The organism is Caenispirillum salinarum, from assembly GCF_044803115.1.
Taxonomy (GTDB): Bacteria; Pseudomonadota; Alphaproteobacteria; order Rhodospirillales; family Rhodospirillaceae; genus Caenispirillum; species Caenispirillum salinarum_A.
The window spans coordinates 2328979-2345975 of record NZ_CP085224.1 but is presented as its reverse complement, the minus strand read 5'-3'; the positions used below and the strand labels follow the sequence as shown (position 1 = coordinate 2345975).

General features: G+C 67.8%; 14 protein-coding genes and 1 tRNA gene. 4 read left to right on the top strand and 11 right to left on the bottom strand.

Annotated features, from left to right (window positions below):
- Positions 1 to 2: 2 nt before the first annotated feature.
- The 8 genes from LG334_RS10730 to LG334_RS10695 form a co-directional block, all read right to left on the bottom strand.
- Positions 3 to 79: transfer RNA gene (locus tag LG334_RS10730), tRNA-Pro, on the bottom strand.
- A gap of 134 nt (positions 80 to 213) precedes the next feature.
- The gene (locus LG334_RS10725; protein ID WP_404385945.1) at positions 214 to 837 is read right to left on the bottom strand and encodes a MerR family transcriptional regulator; all 624 of its coding nucleotides are present in this window, start codon (positions 835 to 837) and stop codon (positions 214 to 216) included.
- Between the two features lie 47 nt (positions 838 to 884).
- Positions 885 to 1205 carry an integration host factor subunit alpha gene (locus LG334_RS10720; protein WP_009539797.1) on the bottom strand — a complete coding sequence of 107 codons (321 nt, stop codon included), beginning with the start codon at positions 1203 to 1205 and terminating at the stop codon, positions 885 to 887.
- 165 nt (positions 1206 to 1370) lie between these two features.
- Positions 1371 to 2342: a beta-ketoacyl-ACP synthase III gene (locus LG334_RS10715; RefSeq protein ID WP_404386352.1), complete on the bottom strand. Its 972-nt coding sequence runs from the start codon at positions 2340 to 2342 to the stop codon at positions 1371 to 1373.
- A 5-nt stretch (positions 2343 to 2347) separates the two neighbouring features.
- Entirely contained in the window at positions 2348 to 3412 is a 1065-nt protein-coding gene (gene plsX / locus LG334_RS10710) for a phosphate acyltransferase PlsX (protein ID WP_404385943.1), read from the bottom strand.
- Positions 3413 to 3458: 46 nt separating this feature from the next.
- A complete protein-coding gene (rpmF, locus tag LG334_RS10705) occupies positions 3459 to 3641 on the bottom strand; it encodes a 50S ribosomal protein L32 (protein ID WP_009539794.1) in 183 nt (60 codons plus the stop codon).
- 87 nt (positions 3642 to 3728) lie between these two features.
- The gene (locus LG334_RS10700) at positions 3729 to 4283 is read right to left on the bottom strand and encodes a YceD family protein (RefSeq protein ID WP_404385941.1); all 555 of its coding nucleotides are present in this window, start codon (positions 4281 to 4283) and stop codon (positions 3729 to 3731) included.
- A 34-nt stretch (positions 4284 to 4317) separates the two neighbouring features.
- Positions 4318 to 4866, bottom strand: coding sequence for a ubiquinol-cytochrome C chaperone family protein (locus LG334_RS10695; protein WP_404385939.1), 549 nt, complete (start codon positions 4864 to 4866; stop codon positions 4318 to 4320).
- Positions 4867 to 5078: 212 nt separating this feature from the next.
- Here LG334_RS10695 and LG334_RS10690 point away from each other — a divergent pair, with 212 nt between their 5' ends.
- Positions 5079 to 5537: an outer membrane protein assembly factor BamE gene (locus tag LG334_RS10690; protein ID WP_404385937.1), complete on the top strand. Its 459-nt coding sequence runs from the start codon at positions 5079 to 5081 to the stop codon at positions 5535 to 5537.
- A gap of 84 nt (positions 5538 to 5621) precedes the next feature.
- Here LG334_RS10690 and LG334_RS10685 read toward each other — a convergent pair whose 3' ends face one another.
- From LG334_RS10685 to LG334_RS10675, 3 genes are all read right to left on the bottom strand, one after another.
- On the bottom strand, positions 5622 to 7712 hold the full coding sequence (locus tag LG334_RS10685) for a sodium-translocating pyrophosphatase (protein ID WP_404385935.1): 2091 nt from the start codon (positions 7710 to 7712) through the stop codon (positions 5622 to 5624).
- Between the two features lie 291 nt (positions 7713 to 8003).
- Positions 8004 to 8768, bottom strand: coding sequence for a sulfite exporter TauE/SafE family protein (locus LG334_RS10680; RefSeq protein ID WP_404385933.1), 765 nt, complete (start codon positions 8766 to 8768; stop codon positions 8004 to 8006).
- Positions 8769 to 8860: 92 nt separating this feature from the next.
- Positions 8861 to 12136 (bottom strand): PAS domain S-box protein, encoded by a 3276-nt coding sequence (locus LG334_RS10675; RefSeq protein WP_404385931.1) that lies wholly within the window; start codon positions 12134 to 12136, stop codon positions 8861 to 8863.
- A gap of 367 nt (positions 12137 to 12503) precedes the next feature.
- Here LG334_RS10675 and LG334_RS10670 point away from each other — a divergent pair, with 367 nt between their 5' ends.
- The 3 genes from LG334_RS10670 to LG334_RS10660 all read left to right on the top strand — a co-directional run bounded on the left by LG334_RS10670 (position 12504) and on the right by LG334_RS10660 (position 16972).
- Positions 12504 to 13391, top strand: a complete 888-nt coding sequence (locus LG334_RS10670; protein WP_404385929.1) for a Ku protein — start codon at positions 12504 to 12506, stop codon at positions 13389 to 13391.
- A 6-nt stretch (positions 13392 to 13397) separates the two neighbouring features.
- On the top strand, positions 13398 to 16106 hold the full coding sequence (gene ligD / locus LG334_RS10665; protein ID WP_404385927.1) for a DNA ligase D: 2709 nt from the start codon (positions 13398 to 13400) through the stop codon (positions 16104 to 16106).
- Between the two features lie 98 nt (positions 16107 to 16204).
- Positions 16205 to 16972 carry a hypothetical protein gene (locus LG334_RS10660; protein ID WP_404385925.1) on the top strand — a complete coding sequence of 256 codons (768 nt, stop codon included), beginning with the start codon at positions 16205 to 16207 and terminating at the stop codon, positions 16970 to 16972.
- Positions 16973 to 16997: the final 25 nt, after the last annotated feature.

Genomic DNA, 16997 nt, shown 5'->3' with positions numbered 1-16997 from the left:
AATGGTCGGAGCGGCGGGATTCGAACCCACGACCCCTTGACCCCCAGTCAAGTGCGCTACCAGGCTGCGCTACGCTCCGGGACCAAGTCTCGCTTCAGGGAGCCCCCTGAAGAGGCGCGCACTATAGCGGCACCCCCGCCGCTTGGCAACGCCTTGTTTGAAGAAATTTAGGGGGCTTCGCCGTTTTGCGAAACCCCCTGTGTTTCAATATCTTCAGGCCGCTTCCTGACGCCGCAGTTCAGCCTGCAGCTCATCCCGCAGACCCACCAGTTCGGCCAGCGCCGCTTCCAGCTCGCGGCGGTCTTCGGCACTGAGCGCCGGACGCGCCGACGTCGTCTCCGGCTCGGGCGCCGGCCCGGCCTCGGCGGCGGGGGCCGGACGCTCGCCCTCTGGCTCGGGCGCGGCGGCGAATGGCAGGCGGGGCGAGCGGTCGTCGGCCTGCGTGGCGGTGTCGGGCGCCTGCTCCTCCTTCGGCGCCTCGCCAGCCTGCTGGCGGGCCTCGGCGGCGGCTTCCACCTTCTCCAGCGTCGCGGGCAGGGGCTGCTCGTCGGCCATGAGCGCCTTGACGCCCTTTTCCCGCAGCAACTTCTGCACGCCCTTGATGGTCAGGCCGTCATCGTAGAGCAGCGCCCGGATGCGGCGCAGCAGGACCACGTCCTCGGGCCGGTAGTAGCGCCGGCCGCCACCGCGCTTCATGGGGCGGATCTGGGTGAACTTGGTTTCCCAGAAGCGCAGGACGTGTTGCGGAACGTCCAGCTCGGAAGCCACCTCGCTGATGGTGCGAAAGGCCGCTTCGGACTTCGCCCCGTTACGGCGCGCGTCCGTCGACTCGGTCATCTAATCGGTCCTTTTCGTGACGCGCCGGCGCCGGCTCCGTCGCCCGCTCAATGATGCTGGCCGGACCCGTTCTTGGCGCTGTCGTTGATCTGGCTCTTCAGAAGCTGCGACGGCCGGAAGACCAGGACCTTGCGCGGCAGGATGGGCACCTCCTCGCCGGTCTTGGGATTGCGGCCGATGCGCTCGCCCTTCTGGCGGACGGAAAAGCTGCCGAAGGACGAGATCTTCACGGCCTCGCCCTCGGACAGGGCGGTCGAGATCTCGTCGAGCACCATTTCCAGAAGCTCGGCGGACTCGTTTCGCGACAGACCCACTTCCTCGTAGACCCGTTCGCTCAGCTGCGCGCGGGTAATGGTTCTTCCGGACATGGCTTCGCCCCACTTCCCTGTGTCTCCCCTAAACGGAAGCACGCTTTGGGAAATGCGTCAATATCAACATCTTGCGGGTTGATCCTTATCCACCCGAACACTGGCGCAAAAGGGGTGGATGCTACCGAAAAAGGGGCGGAAACCATATGGTTCCGCCCCTTCGTTTCACATCCGGACCAGCGCCGAGCCCCAGGTGAACCCGCCGCCCATGGCCTCCAGCAGGACCAGGTGGCCGGGCCGGATTCGCCCGTCCTTCACCGCCTCGTCGAAGGCCAGCGGAATGGAGGCGGCCGAGGTGTTGGCGTGGTGGTCGACGGTCACCACGACCCGGTCGGGGTCCATGCGCAGCTTGCGCGCCGTGCCGTCGATGATGCGCTTGTTGGCCTGGTGGGGCACCAGCCAGTCGATGTCGTGGGCCTCGATGCCGTTGGCCTCGATGGCCTCCTGCACCACCTGCGCCAGATTGACGACGGCGTGGCGGAAAACCTCCTTGCCGGTCATGCGCAGGTGGCCGACGGTCTGCGTGGAGGACGGACCGCCGTCGACGTACAGCAGATCATGCTGCGTGCCGTCGCAGTGCAGGTGGGTGGACAGGATGCCGCGGTCGGTGTTGGCGCCCTCGCTTTCCTCCGCCCGCAGGACCACGGCGCCGGCACCGTCGCCGAACAGCACGCAGGTGCCGCGATCGTTCCAGTCCAGGATGCGGCTGAAGGTTTCCGCGCCGATGACCAGCGCGCACTTCGCCTGCCCCGCCTTGATGAAATTGTCGGCGGTGGTCAGCGCATAGACGAAGCCCGAGCACACCGCCTGGATGTCGAAGGCCGGCGACCCCAGGCAGCCGAGGCGTGCCTGCACCTTGCTGGCGGTGGCGGGAAACGTGTTGTCGGGCGTCGCGGTGGCCAGGATGATCAGGTCCACGTCCTTGGCGTCGATCCCAGCGTGCGCCAGGGCCGCCCGGGCGGCATGCGTCGCCAGGTCCGCCGTGGTCTCGCCATCGGCGGCGATGTGTCGCGAACGGATGCCGGTGCGCTCGACGATCCACGCATCGGTGGTGTCGACCTTTTGCGCCAGTTCCTCGTTCGTGACGACCCTCTGCGGCAGGTAGGAGCCGCAGCCGGCGATGACGGAGCGAATGATCATGCTTAACCCGAAGCGGCTGAGGGTGAGGATGACTCCGCCGGACCCGGCAGGGTCGGCGACTGCGCCAGGTGCGCGCACTCCTCGCGGATGCGCTCGTTCAGGCGGTTCTTGATCAGATCGACGGCCACACCGATGGCGTTGGCGAAGCCCAGCGCGTCGGTGCCGCCGTGACTCTTGACGCAGATGCCGTTGAGCCCGATCAGCATGGCGCCGTTGTAGCGCCGCGGATCGGTCCGCTGGCGTACCTTCGCCAGCGCCCCCTTGGCGAGCAGATAGCCGATCTGCGCCAGGACGGAACTGCCGAAGGCATCCTTGAGGAACTTGGTGTACAGCTTGGCGGTGCCCTCGGCCGTCTTCAGCGCGACGTTGCCGGTGAACCCGTCGGTAACCACCACGTCCACGGTGCCGGCCCCGATGTCGTCGCCTTCCACGAAGCCGTGGAACCGCATGTTCAGCGGATGCTCGCGCAGAATCTGGTGGGCCTCGCGCAGCGCGTCGGTCCCCTTCAGGTCCTCGGACCCGATGTTCAGGAGGCCGATGGACGGCTGCACGTGCCCCAGCAGGCACCGCGAGAACACCTCGCCCATGATGGCGAACTCGACCAGGTTGTTGGCCTGGACCTCGGTGTTGGCGCCCAGGTCCAGCATCACGCTCTCGCCCCGTATCGTGGGGATGAGGGTCGCGATGGCCGGCCGGTCGATCCCCGGCAGGGTCCGCAGGGCAAGCTTTGCCATGGCCATCAGGGCTCCGGTGTTGCCGGCCGAGACGACACCGGCCGCCTCGCCCTCTTTCACCGCCTTGATGGCAAGCCCCATGCTCGACTGCCGACCGGTGCGCACCGCCTGCGAGGGTTTTTCCTCGTTGGAGATGACGCGATCGGTATGCCGGATGGACACCCGGTCGCGCATGTCCTGCGGCACGAGGGGCGCAATGCGGCCCTCGTCGCCGAACAGGACATACTCGACATCCGGGTAGCGCTTCCGCGCGATCTTCATGCCCTCAACAACCATATGAGGGGCGTGATCGCCCCCCATGGCATCCAGGGACAAGGTGAGCCGCTCGCTCACTGGCCTAGCACCTTCCGTGGCTCTACCAAATGCCTCGATCGGCGCCTCAGGCCTCCGCGCCCGCGACGACCTCGCGACCGTCGTAGTGGCCGCAGGCAGTGCAGACGTGGTGCGGACGAACCTGCTCGCCGCAGTTCGAGCACTCGTTCACGTTGGCGGCGCTCAGCGCGTGGTGGCTGCGGCGCATGTCACGGCGGGACTGGGACGTCTTCTTCTTGGGAACGGCCATTTTCTGTCAACTCCAGCTTGGGGCCACGGGAAAGCCTGCCTATTTAGCGGAAAAGCGTTCGCCGGGCAAGCCGTGGGCACGAATGTTTCAACGCAATTTGTCCTTCAGGCCCTGAAGGGCCGCGAAGGGGGTGTTCGGCAGGGCGTCGGGGCCGTCCTTCTCGATCCCTTCCGGGACCTCGACGGCCGCATCGGCCTTGCGCGGGAACGGGTCGAGCGCCAGGGAGAGGTGCTCGGCCACGATTTCGCCGACATCGACCACTCCGCCCGGCCCGAAGGGCTCCGGCGGATCGACGGCTTCGGCATCCAGGTGGATCTCCTGGCCGGGCTTGTAGTCGGCTTCCGGCCCGAAGAGCATCTCGAAGTCTTCCTCGACCCGTGCCGGCAGCGGCTCCAGCGTCACGACGCAGGTCTGCACCACATCGGCGCGGAACCGTCCGGCGAGGCGCACCATGGGACCACCGGCGACAAGTTTCAAATGAATTTCCGCTTCAAGCGCCTCGATCGCCTCGAGTTCGAAGCGTTCGGCCAGGGCGCCGCGCTCCTCGGGCGTGGCCGACAGCGTCTCGACCACGCCTTCGGGCGGGATGCGGTCGGAGTGGACGGGACGCGAAAATTCCGGAGTGGGCTCGCCGGTAATCATGCAGGACTCTCGCAGGTCTGGGTGGTCGGGCACATCACGCCGCGGCATCCTCGCGCGGCGGAAACGGCCCGGTCTCGGCGGTCAGGGCATCCATTGGCGCGTCGGCCAGGGCGGCGGCCGTCTGCTCCATATAGGCCGCGAGGCGCTCCACCGCATCGTCCGACGGGGTGCTGTTGCGATAGATATTGTCGCGCAGCGCCTGCCTGAGGCCCTCGCGCCCGGCGATGAAGCCTTCCTCGTAGAGCTGGGTCCGGCCGTAGAAGGCCTTCGCCATGCCCTTGACGTGCTTGCCCACCGACAGGTCGCCCACGCCCATTTCGCGCAAGGATCGGTCCATGTCCTTGAACATGACGTCGAACACCGCCTGGGACAGCAACTCGCCCTCTTCGCCCAGCGCCGCCAGGCGGCGGAACAGCAGATGCGCGTGGATGACGATCATGTCGAAGCGGCCGTCGACCGTGTCGGGCACGTCGCAGGCGTCGTAGAACCACGGATCGCGCGACCGGTTGACCAGGCGCACGTACAGGTCCTCGGCACGGCGGCGGCGGCGGCGGGTCGTGGCGGAGAAGCGGTCGAAGATCATGCGGGCGGCTCGGGTTCGACAGGGACGGGGCTTGCGGACGGATGGATCTGCAGCGATGCCACGGCGGCGGCGGGACACACCGTATTCCGGTCGGTCGCCGTTCTGTGTTACATGCTGCAACCAGGACTACGACGCAAGGCCGCGGGCGGATGCTTATCGCAGAACCGCCGCGGCGACAAGCTTCTGGATGACCGAGCCTGGATGACCCGCCGATGACCAGCCGCCCCCGCCTCCCCCTCCGTGCCGCCGGCCGTCTGGCGACCGCCGCGGTACTTGCCGTGGCCCTCGCCGCCTGCGCCGCCGACGTGAACCCGCGCGGCAACGAACCGGCCGCCGAAGTGCTGTCGCAGATCGAGCCCGGAACCCATACGCAGGCGCAGGTGCGCTCCATGCTTGGATCGCCGTCCACCACGTCCAGCTTCGGCGACGAAACCTGGTACTATATCAGTGCCAAGACCACACAGTGGGCCTATCGCTCCACGCAGGAGCTCGACCGACAGGTGATCGCCATCTCCTTTGCGCCCAATGGCGTGGTGAAGGACATCCAGACCATGGACAAGTCCGCCGGCCGCGAGGTCAACATCGTCGACCGCGAGACCCCGACGCCCGGCAAGGACGAGACCATCCTGCAGCAGATGCTGGGCAACCTGGGTCGCTTCAAGAAGGAATAGGCCGCGGCCCGCGCCGCCGCCACTCAGGCGAAAGGCCCCGGAGCACATGCTCCGGGGCCTTTTCCTTGGTCTCTCGCCGCCGCCTCACAGGCCGGCGACGACCGCCAGCAGCAGGATGGCGACGATGTTGGTGATCTTGATCATGGGGTTCACGGCCGGGCCGGCGGTGTCCTTGTAGGGGTCGCCGACGGTGTCGCCCGTCACGGCCGCCTTATGGGCCTCGGACCCCTTGCCGCCGTGGTTGCCGTCCTCGATGTACTTCTTGGCGTTGTCCCAGGCGCCGCCGCCGCTGGTCATGGAGATGGCGACGAACAGGCCCGTGACGATGGTCCCCAGCAGCATCGCGCCGAGCGCCGTGAAGGCCTCTCCCTGACCGGCAAAGGCCCAGACCAGCAGGTAGAGCGCGATGGGCGACAGCACCGGCAGCATGGACGGCACCACCATTTCCTTGATGGCGGCCTTGGTCAGCATATCGACGCAGCGGCCGTATTCCGGCTTGCCCGTTCCTTCCATGATGCCCGGAATCTCGCGGAACTGGCGGCGCACCTCGTTGACCACCTCGGACGCCGCCCGCCCGACCGCCTGCATGCCCAGCGCACCGAACAGGTAGGGCATGAGGCCGCCGATGAACAGGCCGATGACCACATAGGGGTTGGACAGGCCGAAATTTACGGGGATGTCGGGGAAGTAGTGCTTCAGGTCTTCCACATAGGCCGCGAACAGCACCAGCGCCGCGAGGCCCGCCGAGCCGATGGCATAGCCCTTGGTGACGGCCTTGGTGGTGTTGCCGACCGCATCCAGGGCATCGGTGATCTTGCGCACGTCCTCGGGCAGGTCGGCCATTTCAGCGATGCCGCCGGCGTTGTCGGTGACGGGGCCGTAGGCGTCCAGCGCCACCACCATGCCCGCCAGCGCCAGCATGGTCGTCGCCGCCACGCCGATGCCGTAGAGGCCCGCCAGGGCATAGGCGAGGATGATGCCGATGCTGATGACGATCACCGGCAGGGCCGTCGCCTCCATGGAGACCGCGAGCCCCTGGATGACGTTGGTCCCGTGCCCCGTCTCGGACGCTCTGGCGATGCTGCGCACGGGCTTGTAATCGGTGCCGGTGTAGTACTCCGTGATCCAGACGATCAGGCCGGTGACCACCAGCCCGACCACGGCGCAGCCGATCAGGTCCAGGTCGGAGACGAAGCGGCCGTTGATGTCCTCGATAGGGCCGGAAACCCCGAACAGGAAGCCAGTCGCCAGCACGATCAGCACGAAGGACATGAGCGCGCAGGCCAGGAAGCCCTTGTAGAGCGCCTTCATGATGTTGGTGTCGTCGCCCTTGAGCTTGACGAAGTAGGTGCCGAAAACCGAGCCCACGATGCACACGCCGCCGATCAGCAGCGGGTAGACCATGGTCGCCATCTGCGCCTCGCCGACGAAGAAGATGGAGCCCAGCAGCATCGTCGCGACGATCGTGACGGCGTAGGTCTCGAACAGGTCGGCGGCCATGCCGGCGCAGTCGCCCACGTTGTCGCCCACGTTGTCGGCAATGACGGCGGGGTTGCGGGGGTCGTCCTCGGGAATGCCGGCTTCCACCTTGCCCACCAGGTCGGCGCCGACGTCGGCGCCCTTGGTGAAGATGCCGCCGCCAAGCCGCGCGAAAATGGAGATGAGCGACGCGCCGAAGGACAGCGCCACCAGCGCCTCGATGACGCCGCGCACCTCAAGCCCCGCCCACAGCAGGATGCCGAAGTAGACGGCGACGCCCAGCAGGCCCAGGCCCACCACCAGCATCCCGGTGACCGCGCCCGACTTGAAGGCCACGCCCAGCGCATCGTTCAGGCCGCCGGAACGGGCGGCCTCGGTAGTGCGGACGTTGGCGCGCACGCTCACCAGCATGCCGACGAAGCCGGCCACGCCCGAGAGGATCGCCCCCAGGAAGTAGCCGACCGCCACATGGAAGCCGAGCCGCAGGCCCAGCAGGATGCCGATGATGACACCGACGATGGCGATGGTGCGGTACTGGCGGTTGAGGTAGGCCTGAGCGCCCTCCTGCACCGCCGTGGCGATCTCCGTCATACGCTCGGTGCCGGTGGGCAGCGCGATGATGGCGCGGATGGAATAGCCGCCGTAGGCGACGGCGAGAATGCCGCAAAGAATGACAAAAACAATGACGCCGGCCATATGGATGCCTCCCCGTTTCGCGATGGGCGAAAACGTTGGCCCGCTCCGGCCGGCGGGCGCGTTGCGTCGGTTGAGCGAATCACCCCACCGACCGCGCGGGACTTCGAAAGCCTGCCAGAGCCTCCAAACACTTGCAATGAAGGAATAATTTTCGCCATACGTTCGTATGGGCCATACTTGGGACAGAAAAACTGACCGGTAACGCGCTGTCGCATTACGACTTGTGGATTACTTCGCGCCGATTTCCCGGATGCCCGACGCAACAGCGGCAGCGGCCCTGCCCCAGCGGTGTCAGGCCACCATGCCCGCAATGCCGTCCCAGGTCAGCTTGGCGCCCGTCAGCGCGAGAAAGAGGTAGACGGCGCGATAGAACAGGTCCTCCCGCACCCTGTCGTGCGCCCACACCCCCAGCCAGATTCCCAGCGGCGCCAGCGGCATGAGCACCAGCGCCGTCCCCAGGTTGCCCGTGTTCAACTGGCCGAGCCAGGCGTAGGGCACCAGCTTGACGTAGTTGACGGCGGTGAAGAAGATCACCGTCGTGGCCTGGTAAACCGTCTTGTCCAGCTTGAGCGGCAGCAGATAGACGTTGAGCGGCGGTCCGCCGGCGTGGGCGACAAAGCTGGTGAAGCCCGCCACCGCGCCCCAGAACCCGCCCTTGGCGACGCTGTGCCCGGCGGCCGGCGGATCGTGCCGACGCACCCGCTTCCAGGCCCAGTTGCCGGTGAAGCCCAGCGCCACCGCGCCGATGATCAGGCGGATGGCATCGGCACTGAGCAGGTGGAAGGTGGCGGTACCAAGCGCGATGCCCACCATCGCGGCGGCGATGAGGAGGCGCATGGCGCGGTGGTCCCACCGGCGGCGGTAGGTCCAGACATTGACGATATCCATGACGCAAAGGATCGGCAGCATGATAGCCGCCGCCTGCACCGGGCTGATCGTCAGCGCCATCAGGGGGACCGCCAGGACGCCCAGGCCGCCGCCGAATCCCCCCTTGGAGACGCCGGCGACCAGCACGGCCGGTACGGCGGCAACATAGAACCAGGGGTCGGTGATCAAAGCGGCGCGGGCCTCGGTTGAAGGTTGCGGTGCGTTGTCCTGCCTTAGCGCCGCCCGCCGCGCGGCTCAAGAGCCGTTTGGCCGCCGACGCCTCAGGCCGGCTCGAGCATGCCGTCCGCCGGTTGCGCCGTCCCTGGCCCGCTCTCGGCGGCACGCAGCGTGAAGTGGACAGTGGTGCCCTCTCCCGGCTCTGACTCAAGCCAGATCCGGCCGCCGTGGCGTTCCACGATCTTCTTGCAGATGGCCAGGCCGATACCCGTGCCGGAATACTCGTCGCGGGCGTGCAGGCGCTGGAAGATCATGAACACGCGGTCGAAATGCTTGGGTTCGATGCCGATGCCGTTGTCCGCGACGCTGAAGCGCCACATGCGGGCCTCCTGTCGCGCGGCGGAAACGGTGACGTGCGGCGCGACGCCCACCTTGTGGTACTTCAGCGCGTTGCCGATCAGGTTCTGGAACAGCCTTACCAACTGTCCTTCGTCGGCCATGACACGCGGCAGCGGCCCCACGGAAACCTCTGCCTCTGCCTCGGCCACGGCGATGCTCAGATTATCGAGCGCGGCCCGGGCGGCCGCCGTGGCATCGCGCGGCTCCAGCGGCTTGCCCTGGGTGCCCACGCGGGAATACTGCAGCAGATCGTTGATCAGCCCCTGCATGCGGTGCGCCCCGTCCACCGCGAACCCGATGTACTCCTTGGCATCCTCCGACAGGTCGCCGCCGTGGCGCCTTTCCAGCAGGCCCATGTAGCTGGAGACCATGCGCAGCGGCTCCTGCAAGTCGTGGCTGGCGACGTAGGCGAACTGCTGAAGCTCGGCGTTGGAGCGTTCCAGGTCGCCCAGCAGTTCCCCCAGCCGCCGGTCGGCCTCGCGCCGCTCGGTGATGTCCTCCACCAGCCAGATCGTGCCGCCGCGGGTGCTGCGGTGCTCCAGCGTCGCGCCGTTGGTGCGGCACCAGAACAAGGTGCCGTCCTTGCGCCGCATGCGGTGCTCGCCGGTGTAGCGCCCGTTCGTCTCCAGCGCCGCGCGCACCGCGGTCAGGAACTGCTTTTGGCCGGCGGCGTCGGGGAACATGTCCGCCGCCGCGCACTCCGTCAGTTCGGCGGCGCTGTAGCCGAACAGCTCGCTGAAGACGCGGTTGGCGCGCACGAAGCGATCGCCGCGCAGGAACGCGATGCCCTCGCCGGCCGAGTTAAACATGGCATCCTGTTCGTCCAGCGCCCGCCGCAGGCGCTCCTCCAGGCGCTTGCGTTCGGATATGTCGCGATAGAACCATACCCGCCGCGCCGGCTCTTCCTCCGTCGGCGGCACCATGCGCGAAAAGGCCTCGAAGACCCGCCCGTCGGCCATGGTGATCTCGTCCCAGGTCGCCGCGCCCACGGCACCGTCGGCGTCGCCGGGCAGCCGGTCGGCCCCGCCGTCGGGATCGGTGGCCGCCGACGTCAGCGCCCGCATGCGGGCCTCGAACGCCGCCGGCGCCTCCACCGCCGACCGCATGCTGAACAGCAGGGCCTGGCCATCGCCGCCCGACAGCAGGTCGGGAGCGAGGTTCCACATCTCGGCGAAGCGGCGGTTGAACCCGGCGATGCGCCAGGCGCCGTCCAGGATCACCACCCCGTCGGGCGTGGTCTCCAGGTGCGTCGCGAGCAGCCGGTGGCGGTAGGCCAGTTCGCGCTCCGCCCGGACCCGCTCGGTGATGTCCTCGGCCATGAGGATCACCTCGTCGACCGCACCCGTGGCGTCGCGAACAGGATAGAGGAACGCCCGCACCCACTGCGCGGCGACGCCGCCGCCGGCCTCCAGCAGGACCGCGGGAACCTCCACCGACTCGCCGGCGCCTGCACGCCCCAGCAGATCCCCGAAGCCGTGGGCCGCGAACTGCGGGTCGTCGAGAAGGTTCGTCGGCGCCGACGCGGCACCACGCAGGGCCCGCCACGCCGTGTTCGCGCGGCGGATCACGCCGTCGGGCCGCAGCACGAGGGTCGCCCAGGGGCTTTGCTCGAACAGCGAGCGGAAGCGGATCTCGGAATCGCGCAGCGCCCGTTCCGCCTCGCGCCGCTGGGTGATGTCGTGAACGATGGAGTACAGCAGCCGCCGCCCCTGCACCACGATCGGGCCGGAACACACCTCCACGTCCCGCACGGCGCCCGAGGCGGTGCGGTGGCGGAAGATGAAGTCGGTGCGGCTTTCCTCCTCGGCCCGGCGCATTTCGGCCGCCACCTCGGCGGGCGTGAGGGTGTTGATCTCGCCGATCACCATGCGGGTCAATTGCTCGGCCGGCCAGCCGTAGAAGCGCTCGGCAGCGGCGTTGGCCTCCACGATGCGGCCGTCGGTCGGGTCGATGACCAGTTCCACCGCCTTGTTCCCGGCAAACAGCATGCGGTAGCGTTCTTCGCTTTCCTTAAGCGCCTCGGTCATCTCCGCGGCCAGCTTCTCCGCCCGCATGCGGCGCGTCACCAGAAGCCAGGCGGCAAACGTCATGACCAGCGTGAAGGCAAGCCCCGCCACCAGTTCCACGCGCCCGTGCATGGCGAGGCGCGCAGCCGTCAGCGTCTCACCCCGGGCCACCGCGAGGCGCCACACCCGTCCGCCGACGACGACCGCCGACGACTGACGCAGTGCCGCGTCGTCCCCGGCGTCTTCCACCGCCAGCATATCCAGGACCTGCGGCGCCCCGGCCCTGTAGAACGGCTCGGCACCGGCGGTCGCATCGCTGACGGCGACGGCGTAGCCGTCCGTGCCGGTGCGGCCGAACACGCTGTCGAGCAGAAGGGTCGACGACAGCCCCAGGGCGACGACGCCGCGATAGGCGCCGGAGCCCGGATCATGCACCGGCGCGACCATGACCATGTCGGCCGCCACCGGCGCCCCGGCCCTCTGCAGCGGCCCCTCGAACCGGCCGCTCAGCACAAACTCGCCCGATGCCCGCGCCTCGCGTATGGCCTGAAGGACCGCCGGCGCACCGATAAGGGGGCGGCCGATCAGCGACGACAGCCGCTGGTTCGGCGCGGCCAGGGCCACCAGATAGGCGTCACCATCGCGGGCGGCACCTTTCTCCAGCCGATAGAAGGCCAGGCCGACGACGCCATTGGCGCCACTGCCCAAGTCCAGGCGCCGCGCAAACGACTCCCATGCTTCCTCGTCCGGTACGTCGAGGTTCTCGACAAATCCCTGGGCGGCGCGGACCGTGGTCTCCAGATGGTGCATCCGCTCCATCAGACCGCGCTCGATGCGGCGGGCGCCGCGCTCAAACTCGAGATTGATGACCCGGGCGCCGGTGATCGCGTCATAGCGCCAGGCAAGGGCAGTCAGGACGAGGCAGAACATCGCCACGCCCGCCACCGCCAAAGGCTGCCATATGCGCCCGTTCATGATCGCCCGTCGTTTTCGTCGATCCATCTCCGCCGCGGGGCGGATGCCACGATCAAGCGTATCAGACTGTGCCCGTTTTAGGTATATGCAGACGCTGCGGCCCCGGCACAAGGCAGCAACGCCCCGGCTGCATGGGACGCCGCGGAAGAAAACGACAGGCTGTTGGCCGTGCGGGCGGCCGTTCCTGGGACCGGGCGCCCGGCTTCGATGTCGCGGCGACCTGCCGGTCGGTGGCGTGGCACCGCGCCCGTCGCAATCCGTTCAAAGATGCCCGCCGGCTCGCGCGCCGGTCGTCGAATCGAACGGGAGTGCCTCGCGCGGCGTTATCTTGGCGTTTCGACCGATGCGGCAAGGAGGCCCGCCCGCCATGGCAGCCCGTCCCTATTGGAAAGGCCACATCCGGCTGGCGCTGGTGTCGTTCCCGGTGCGGCTGTATGCCGCCGTGACCGGCACCAACAAGGTCAGCCTGCACCGCTACCACCGTGAGACCGGCGAGCGCGTGCGCAACCAGCTCTACGTGCCCGACCACGGCCCCATCGAGCGCGATGAGGTCGTCATGGGCGCCGACGCCGACGGCTCCTTCGTGCCCATCGAGAAGGAGGACCTGGACGAGCTGAAGGTGGAAAGCCGGCACACCATCGACCTGTCGCACTTCGTCGACGCCTCGGACGTGGACGCGATCTACTACGACAAGCCGTATTTCGTCACCCCCGACGGCGACATCGCCAACGAGGCCTATGTCACCATCCGCGACGCCCTGCGCGGGGCCAAGAAGATGGCTCTGGGACAGATCGTGCTGGGCGGCAAGGAGCACATCGTCGCCATCCGCCCCTGCGGCAAGGGCCTGCTGCTGGAAACGCTGCGCTATGCCGAGGAACTGCGCGAGGCCGAGGAATACTTCGCCGAGGTCGAGGATGTGAAGCCCGACAAGGACCAGGTGAAGATGGCCCAGCAGCTTATCGAAAGCCGTGCCGGCGAGTTCAAGCCGGAGACCTTCCACGACCACTATCAGGACGCCCTGCGCGACCTGATCGAGGAACGCATGCAGGGCCACGAAGGTCCGGTGGAAAAGGACGCCGGCAAGCCGAAGAAGGGCCAGGTCATCAACCTGATGGACGCGCTGAAGAACAGCCTGAAGGAAGAGGACAAGGGCGGCTCCGGCGGCGGCAAGAAGGCGCCGGCAAAGAAGAAGCCCGCCTCGGGCTCCGGGTCGTCCTCCAAGTCCGGCACGCAGAAGAAGCGCGCCACGGGGTAACCGCCAATGGCCCGCACCGAAAGCGCCAGCCCCGACGTTCGCGCCGCCGATGCCCTGGCGGCCTATGTCGCCAAGCGCGATTTCTCCAAGACGCGCGAGCCGCCCGCCCACAAGCCGAAGCGCCGCCGCAAGACCGAGCCGCCCGTCTTCGTGGTGCAGAAGCACGCGGCGACACGCCTGCACTACGATTTCCGGCTGGAGATCGGCGGGGTTCTGGTGTCCTGGGCCGTCACCAAGGGGCCGTCGCTCGACCCGGCGGACAAGCGCCTGGCGGTCCACACCGAAGACCACCCCATGGACTATGCCGGCTTCGAAGGGACCATACCCAAGGGCGAGTACGGCGGCGGCACGGTGATGATCTGGGACGGCGGCACCTGGGAGCCGATCAAGGACCAAGACCCGGCCGAGCAGGTCAGGAAAGGCCGGCTGGAGTTCCGCCTGCACGGCCAGCGCATGTGCGGCGACTGGGCGCTGGTGCGCATGGGCGGCCGCAAGCCCGCCGACAAGGGCAAGGACAACTGGCTGCTCATCAAGATGAAGGACGACTTCGCCCGTCCCGGCGACGGCGCCGCACTGGTGGAGGAATACACCACCAGCGCCGTCACAGACCGCCCCATGGACGTCATTGCCGAAGAAGAAGGCGAGAACCCGGAGCCCGCCTCCACAAAGCGCGCCACGGCTTCCCCGAAGAAAAAGGCGCCGGTTCGGGCCAAGCCGCAGAAGACCGATCAGCCGGCAGGTAAGATGCCCGATTTCGTCAAGCCGCAGTTGGCAACACGCGAGGCGAAGGCGCCCGCCGCCGACGGCTGGCTGCACGAAATCAAGTATGACGGCTACCGCCTGATCGCGCGGATGGAGGACGGCCGGGCGCGCATCTACACCCGCAACGGCAAGGACTGGACGGACCGCTTCAAGACTCTGGCCGCCACGCTGGCGGACCTGCCGTGCGCCTCGGTCATGCTGGACGGCGAGGCGGTGGTGCTGGACGAGCATGGGGCATCGGACTTCGGCCTGTTGCAGGAGGCCCTGTCCGAGAAGAAGACGGAGGATGTGGTGTTCGAGGTCTTCGACTGCCTGTTCCTGGACGGCGAGGACCTGCGCGAGATGCCGCTCATCCAGCGCAAGGACCGCCTCAAGGCCCTGTTGGACGAGGCCGACACCGCCGGCGGGGCGACCGTGCGCTATTCCGATCACGTCGACGGCGGCGGACCGCGCGTGTGGGAAAAGGCCTGCTCGATGCGGCTGGAGGGGGTGATTTCCAAGCGCCGCGACCGGCCCTACCGCTCCGGGCGCGGAACGGACTGGATCAAGTCAAAGTGCGTGGAGCGCCAGGAGTTCGTCATCGGCGGCTACACCCTGCCGTCGAAGGGCGGCCCGGGCATCGGCGCGCTGGCGCTGGGATACTACGACGCCCACGGCGCGCTCACCTACGCCGGCAAGGTGGGCACGGGCTACACCGCCGCGACATCGAAAAAGCTCCGCACCCTGCTGGAGCCCAGGGAACGCAAGACCAGCCCCTTCACGGGCGGCACGGCGGGAGAAAAGGACATCCGGTTCGTCCGCCCCGACGCGGTCTGCGAGATCGAATACGCCGCCTGGACGCGCGAGGGCATCCTGCGCCACGCCGCCTTCAAGGGGCTGCGCGAGGACAAGGAGGCCAGGGACGTGGTTCTGGAACAGCCCGCCGAAAGCCCCGGCGAGGCCGGCTTTGTCGACGCCGTGGAGGCGGAAGCGGAGCCGGAGCCGTTACCGAAAGCGGCGCCACGAAAGGGCAAAGGCAAGGCCGGGCCGGGCAAGGGCACGCGCGACGATGACGCACCGACCTTCCACGGCGTAAAGATCTCCAACCCCGACCGCGTCATCTATCCGCAACAGGGCCTCACCAAACGGCAACTGGCGGAGTATATGGAACTCGTCGCCCCCCGCATGCTGCCTTTCATCAAGGACCGGCCGCTCGGCCTGCTGCGCTGCCCCGAGGGGCGTGGCGAGCAGTGCTTCTTCCAGCGTCACCCGGGCATGGGCCTGGCGAAAAGCGTCTCGGGCACGCCGGTCACGGAAAAGGGCCAGACCAGGACGCACGTCATGGTGACCGACGAAGCCGGCCTCATCGGGCTGGTGCAGTCGGGCGTCATGGAGATCCACCCCTGGGGATCGCGCGCCGACGACCTGGACCACCCCGACGTCATGGTCATCGACCTGGACCCGCACGAAAGCGTCCCCTTCAAGGACGTCCGCGCCGCCGCCCGCGACATACGCGACCGTCTGTCCGAGCTGGGGCTTGAGAGCTTCGTCAAGACCACCGGCGGCAAGGGCCTGCATGTGGTGGTCCCCCTGCCCCGGCGGCGCAACGACTGGGCGGAGGTCAAGGGCTTCGCGCAGGCCCTGGCGAAGACGCTGGCGCACGACGAGCCGGATCGGTTCGTGGCCGTCATGACCAAGGCCAAGCGCACGGGGCGCATCTTCATCGACTACCTGCGCAACGGCCACGGCGCCACCGCCGTCGCCCCCTACAGCAGCCGGGCGCGCGAGGGCGCGCCGGTGGCCGTGCCGGTGACGTGGGAGGAATTGTCCCGCGTGCCGTCGGGCGACAAGTGGACCGTGGAAACCCTGCCCTCCCGCCTCACGCGCCAGAAGGCCGACCCGTGGGAGGGGTTCTTCGACGTGCGCCAGTCCCTGACGAAAAAAGCCATGCGCACGCTTGGCATGAAGGTGTGACCGCAAGTCTTCACAAGGACTTGGTTTCCCGGCATGATCCTCTGAAAGACGTGCGCCGAGCGGCTTAGGCGCGCGCGAGGGACGGAAACGGGACGGCCATGCAGCACAACGGACCCAAATACCTGCGCGAGATCTCCGGTCAGGTCCTCGACGCCTTGGTCGCCAGCGTCCAGGCCAAGGCCAGCGACGGCCACGTCTCGGTGGAAACCCTGCGGGGCATCGCCCAGGCGCTGAAGACCAGTCCCGAGTTCGACGCCTTCTATCAGCAGGCCTACAACACCGTATACGAGGCCATGGAGCGCCAGACCCGCATCGAGCAGCGGCGCAATGCGCTCGGCCGCCTCATGGTGCATCCGCTGGCCGGCCTGCTGAACGACGAGACCTTGTCGCGCGAGCACCTGCCCAACCTGTTCCACTTCTTCCAGCTGTCGCTGGGCGACCAGCTCGCCCACTACGCCGAAACCTGCAACGAGGTGCTGGACCTGGTGATTGCCGAACAGGGCGAGGCCTTCGCCTGGGACGACTTTTACGCCCACCCCGACGCCCGCATCGTCCAGGCGAAGGTGCTGTGGACCATCGTCAAGACGTTCCGGAACTTCGAGGGCCGCCGCGACTGGTTCATCAAGCTGATGCAATACCACCCCTCGTCCATCAGCCTGGGGCAGCACATGTTCATCAACACGCCCCGGCCGCCCGAAGGACACACCGCACCGCCCTTCGGCCACGGAGAATTCCAGGTACTTCTGAGCGCTCTGGTCTCCCCGCTGGCCAACCTGTCGACGGCGGACAAGGCCATGCTGCACAGCGCGCTGGACGATTTCGACGAAGACCAGCTCAACGCATTCCTGGACAAGCTGCAGGGCTGAGGCCGGCGCCGCACCGGCCCGCCCT

What these genes read in the sequence shown, in the direction of transcription:
- LG334_RS10720 (WP_009539797.1), bottom strand. Translation starts at nt 1,205, where the DNA reads ATGTCCGGAAGAACCATTACCCGCGCGCAGCTGAGCGAACGGGTCTAC.
- rpmF (WP_009539794.1), bottom strand. Translation starts at nt 3,641, where the DNA reads ATGGCCGTTCCCAAGAAGAAGACGTCCCAGTCCCGCCGTGACATGCGC.
- LG334_RS10695 (WP_404385939.1), bottom strand. Translation starts at nt 4,866, where the DNA reads ATGATCTTCGACCGCTTCTCCGCCACGACCCGCCGCCGCCGCCGCCGT.
- LG334_RS10675 (WP_404385931.1), bottom strand. Translation starts at nt 12,136, where the DNA reads ATGAACGGGCGCATATGGCAGCCTTTGGCGGTGGCGGGCGTGGCGATG.
- LG334_RS10690 (WP_404385937.1), top strand. Translation starts at nt 5,079, where the DNA reads ATGACCAGCCGCCCCCGCCTCCCCCTCCGTGCCGCCGGCCGTCTGGCG.
- LG334_RS10725 (WP_404385945.1), bottom strand. Translation starts at nt 837, where the DNA reads ATGACCGAGTCGACGGACGCGCGCCGTAACGGGGCGAAGTCCGAAGCG.
- LG334_RS10660 (WP_404385925.1), top strand. Translation starts at nt 16,205, where the DNA reads ATGCAGCACAACGGACCCAAATACCTGCGCGAGATCTCCGGTCAGGTC.
- LG334_RS10685 (WP_404385935.1), bottom strand. Translation starts at nt 7,712, where the DNA reads ATGGCCGGCGTCATTGTTTTTGTCATTCTTTGCGGCATTCTCGCCGTC.
- LG334_RS10700 (WP_404385941.1), bottom strand. Translation starts at nt 4,283, where the DNA reads ATGATTACCGGCGAGCCCACTCCGGAATTTTCGCGTCCCGTCCACTCC.
- LG334_RS10670 (WP_404385929.1), top strand. Translation starts at nt 12,504, where the DNA reads ATGGCAGCCCGTCCCTATTGGAAAGGCCACATCCGGCTGGCGCTGGTG.
- ligD (WP_404385927.1), top strand. Translation starts at nt 13,398, where the DNA reads ATGGCCCGCACCGAAAGCGCCAGCCCCGACGTTCGCGCCGCCGATGCC.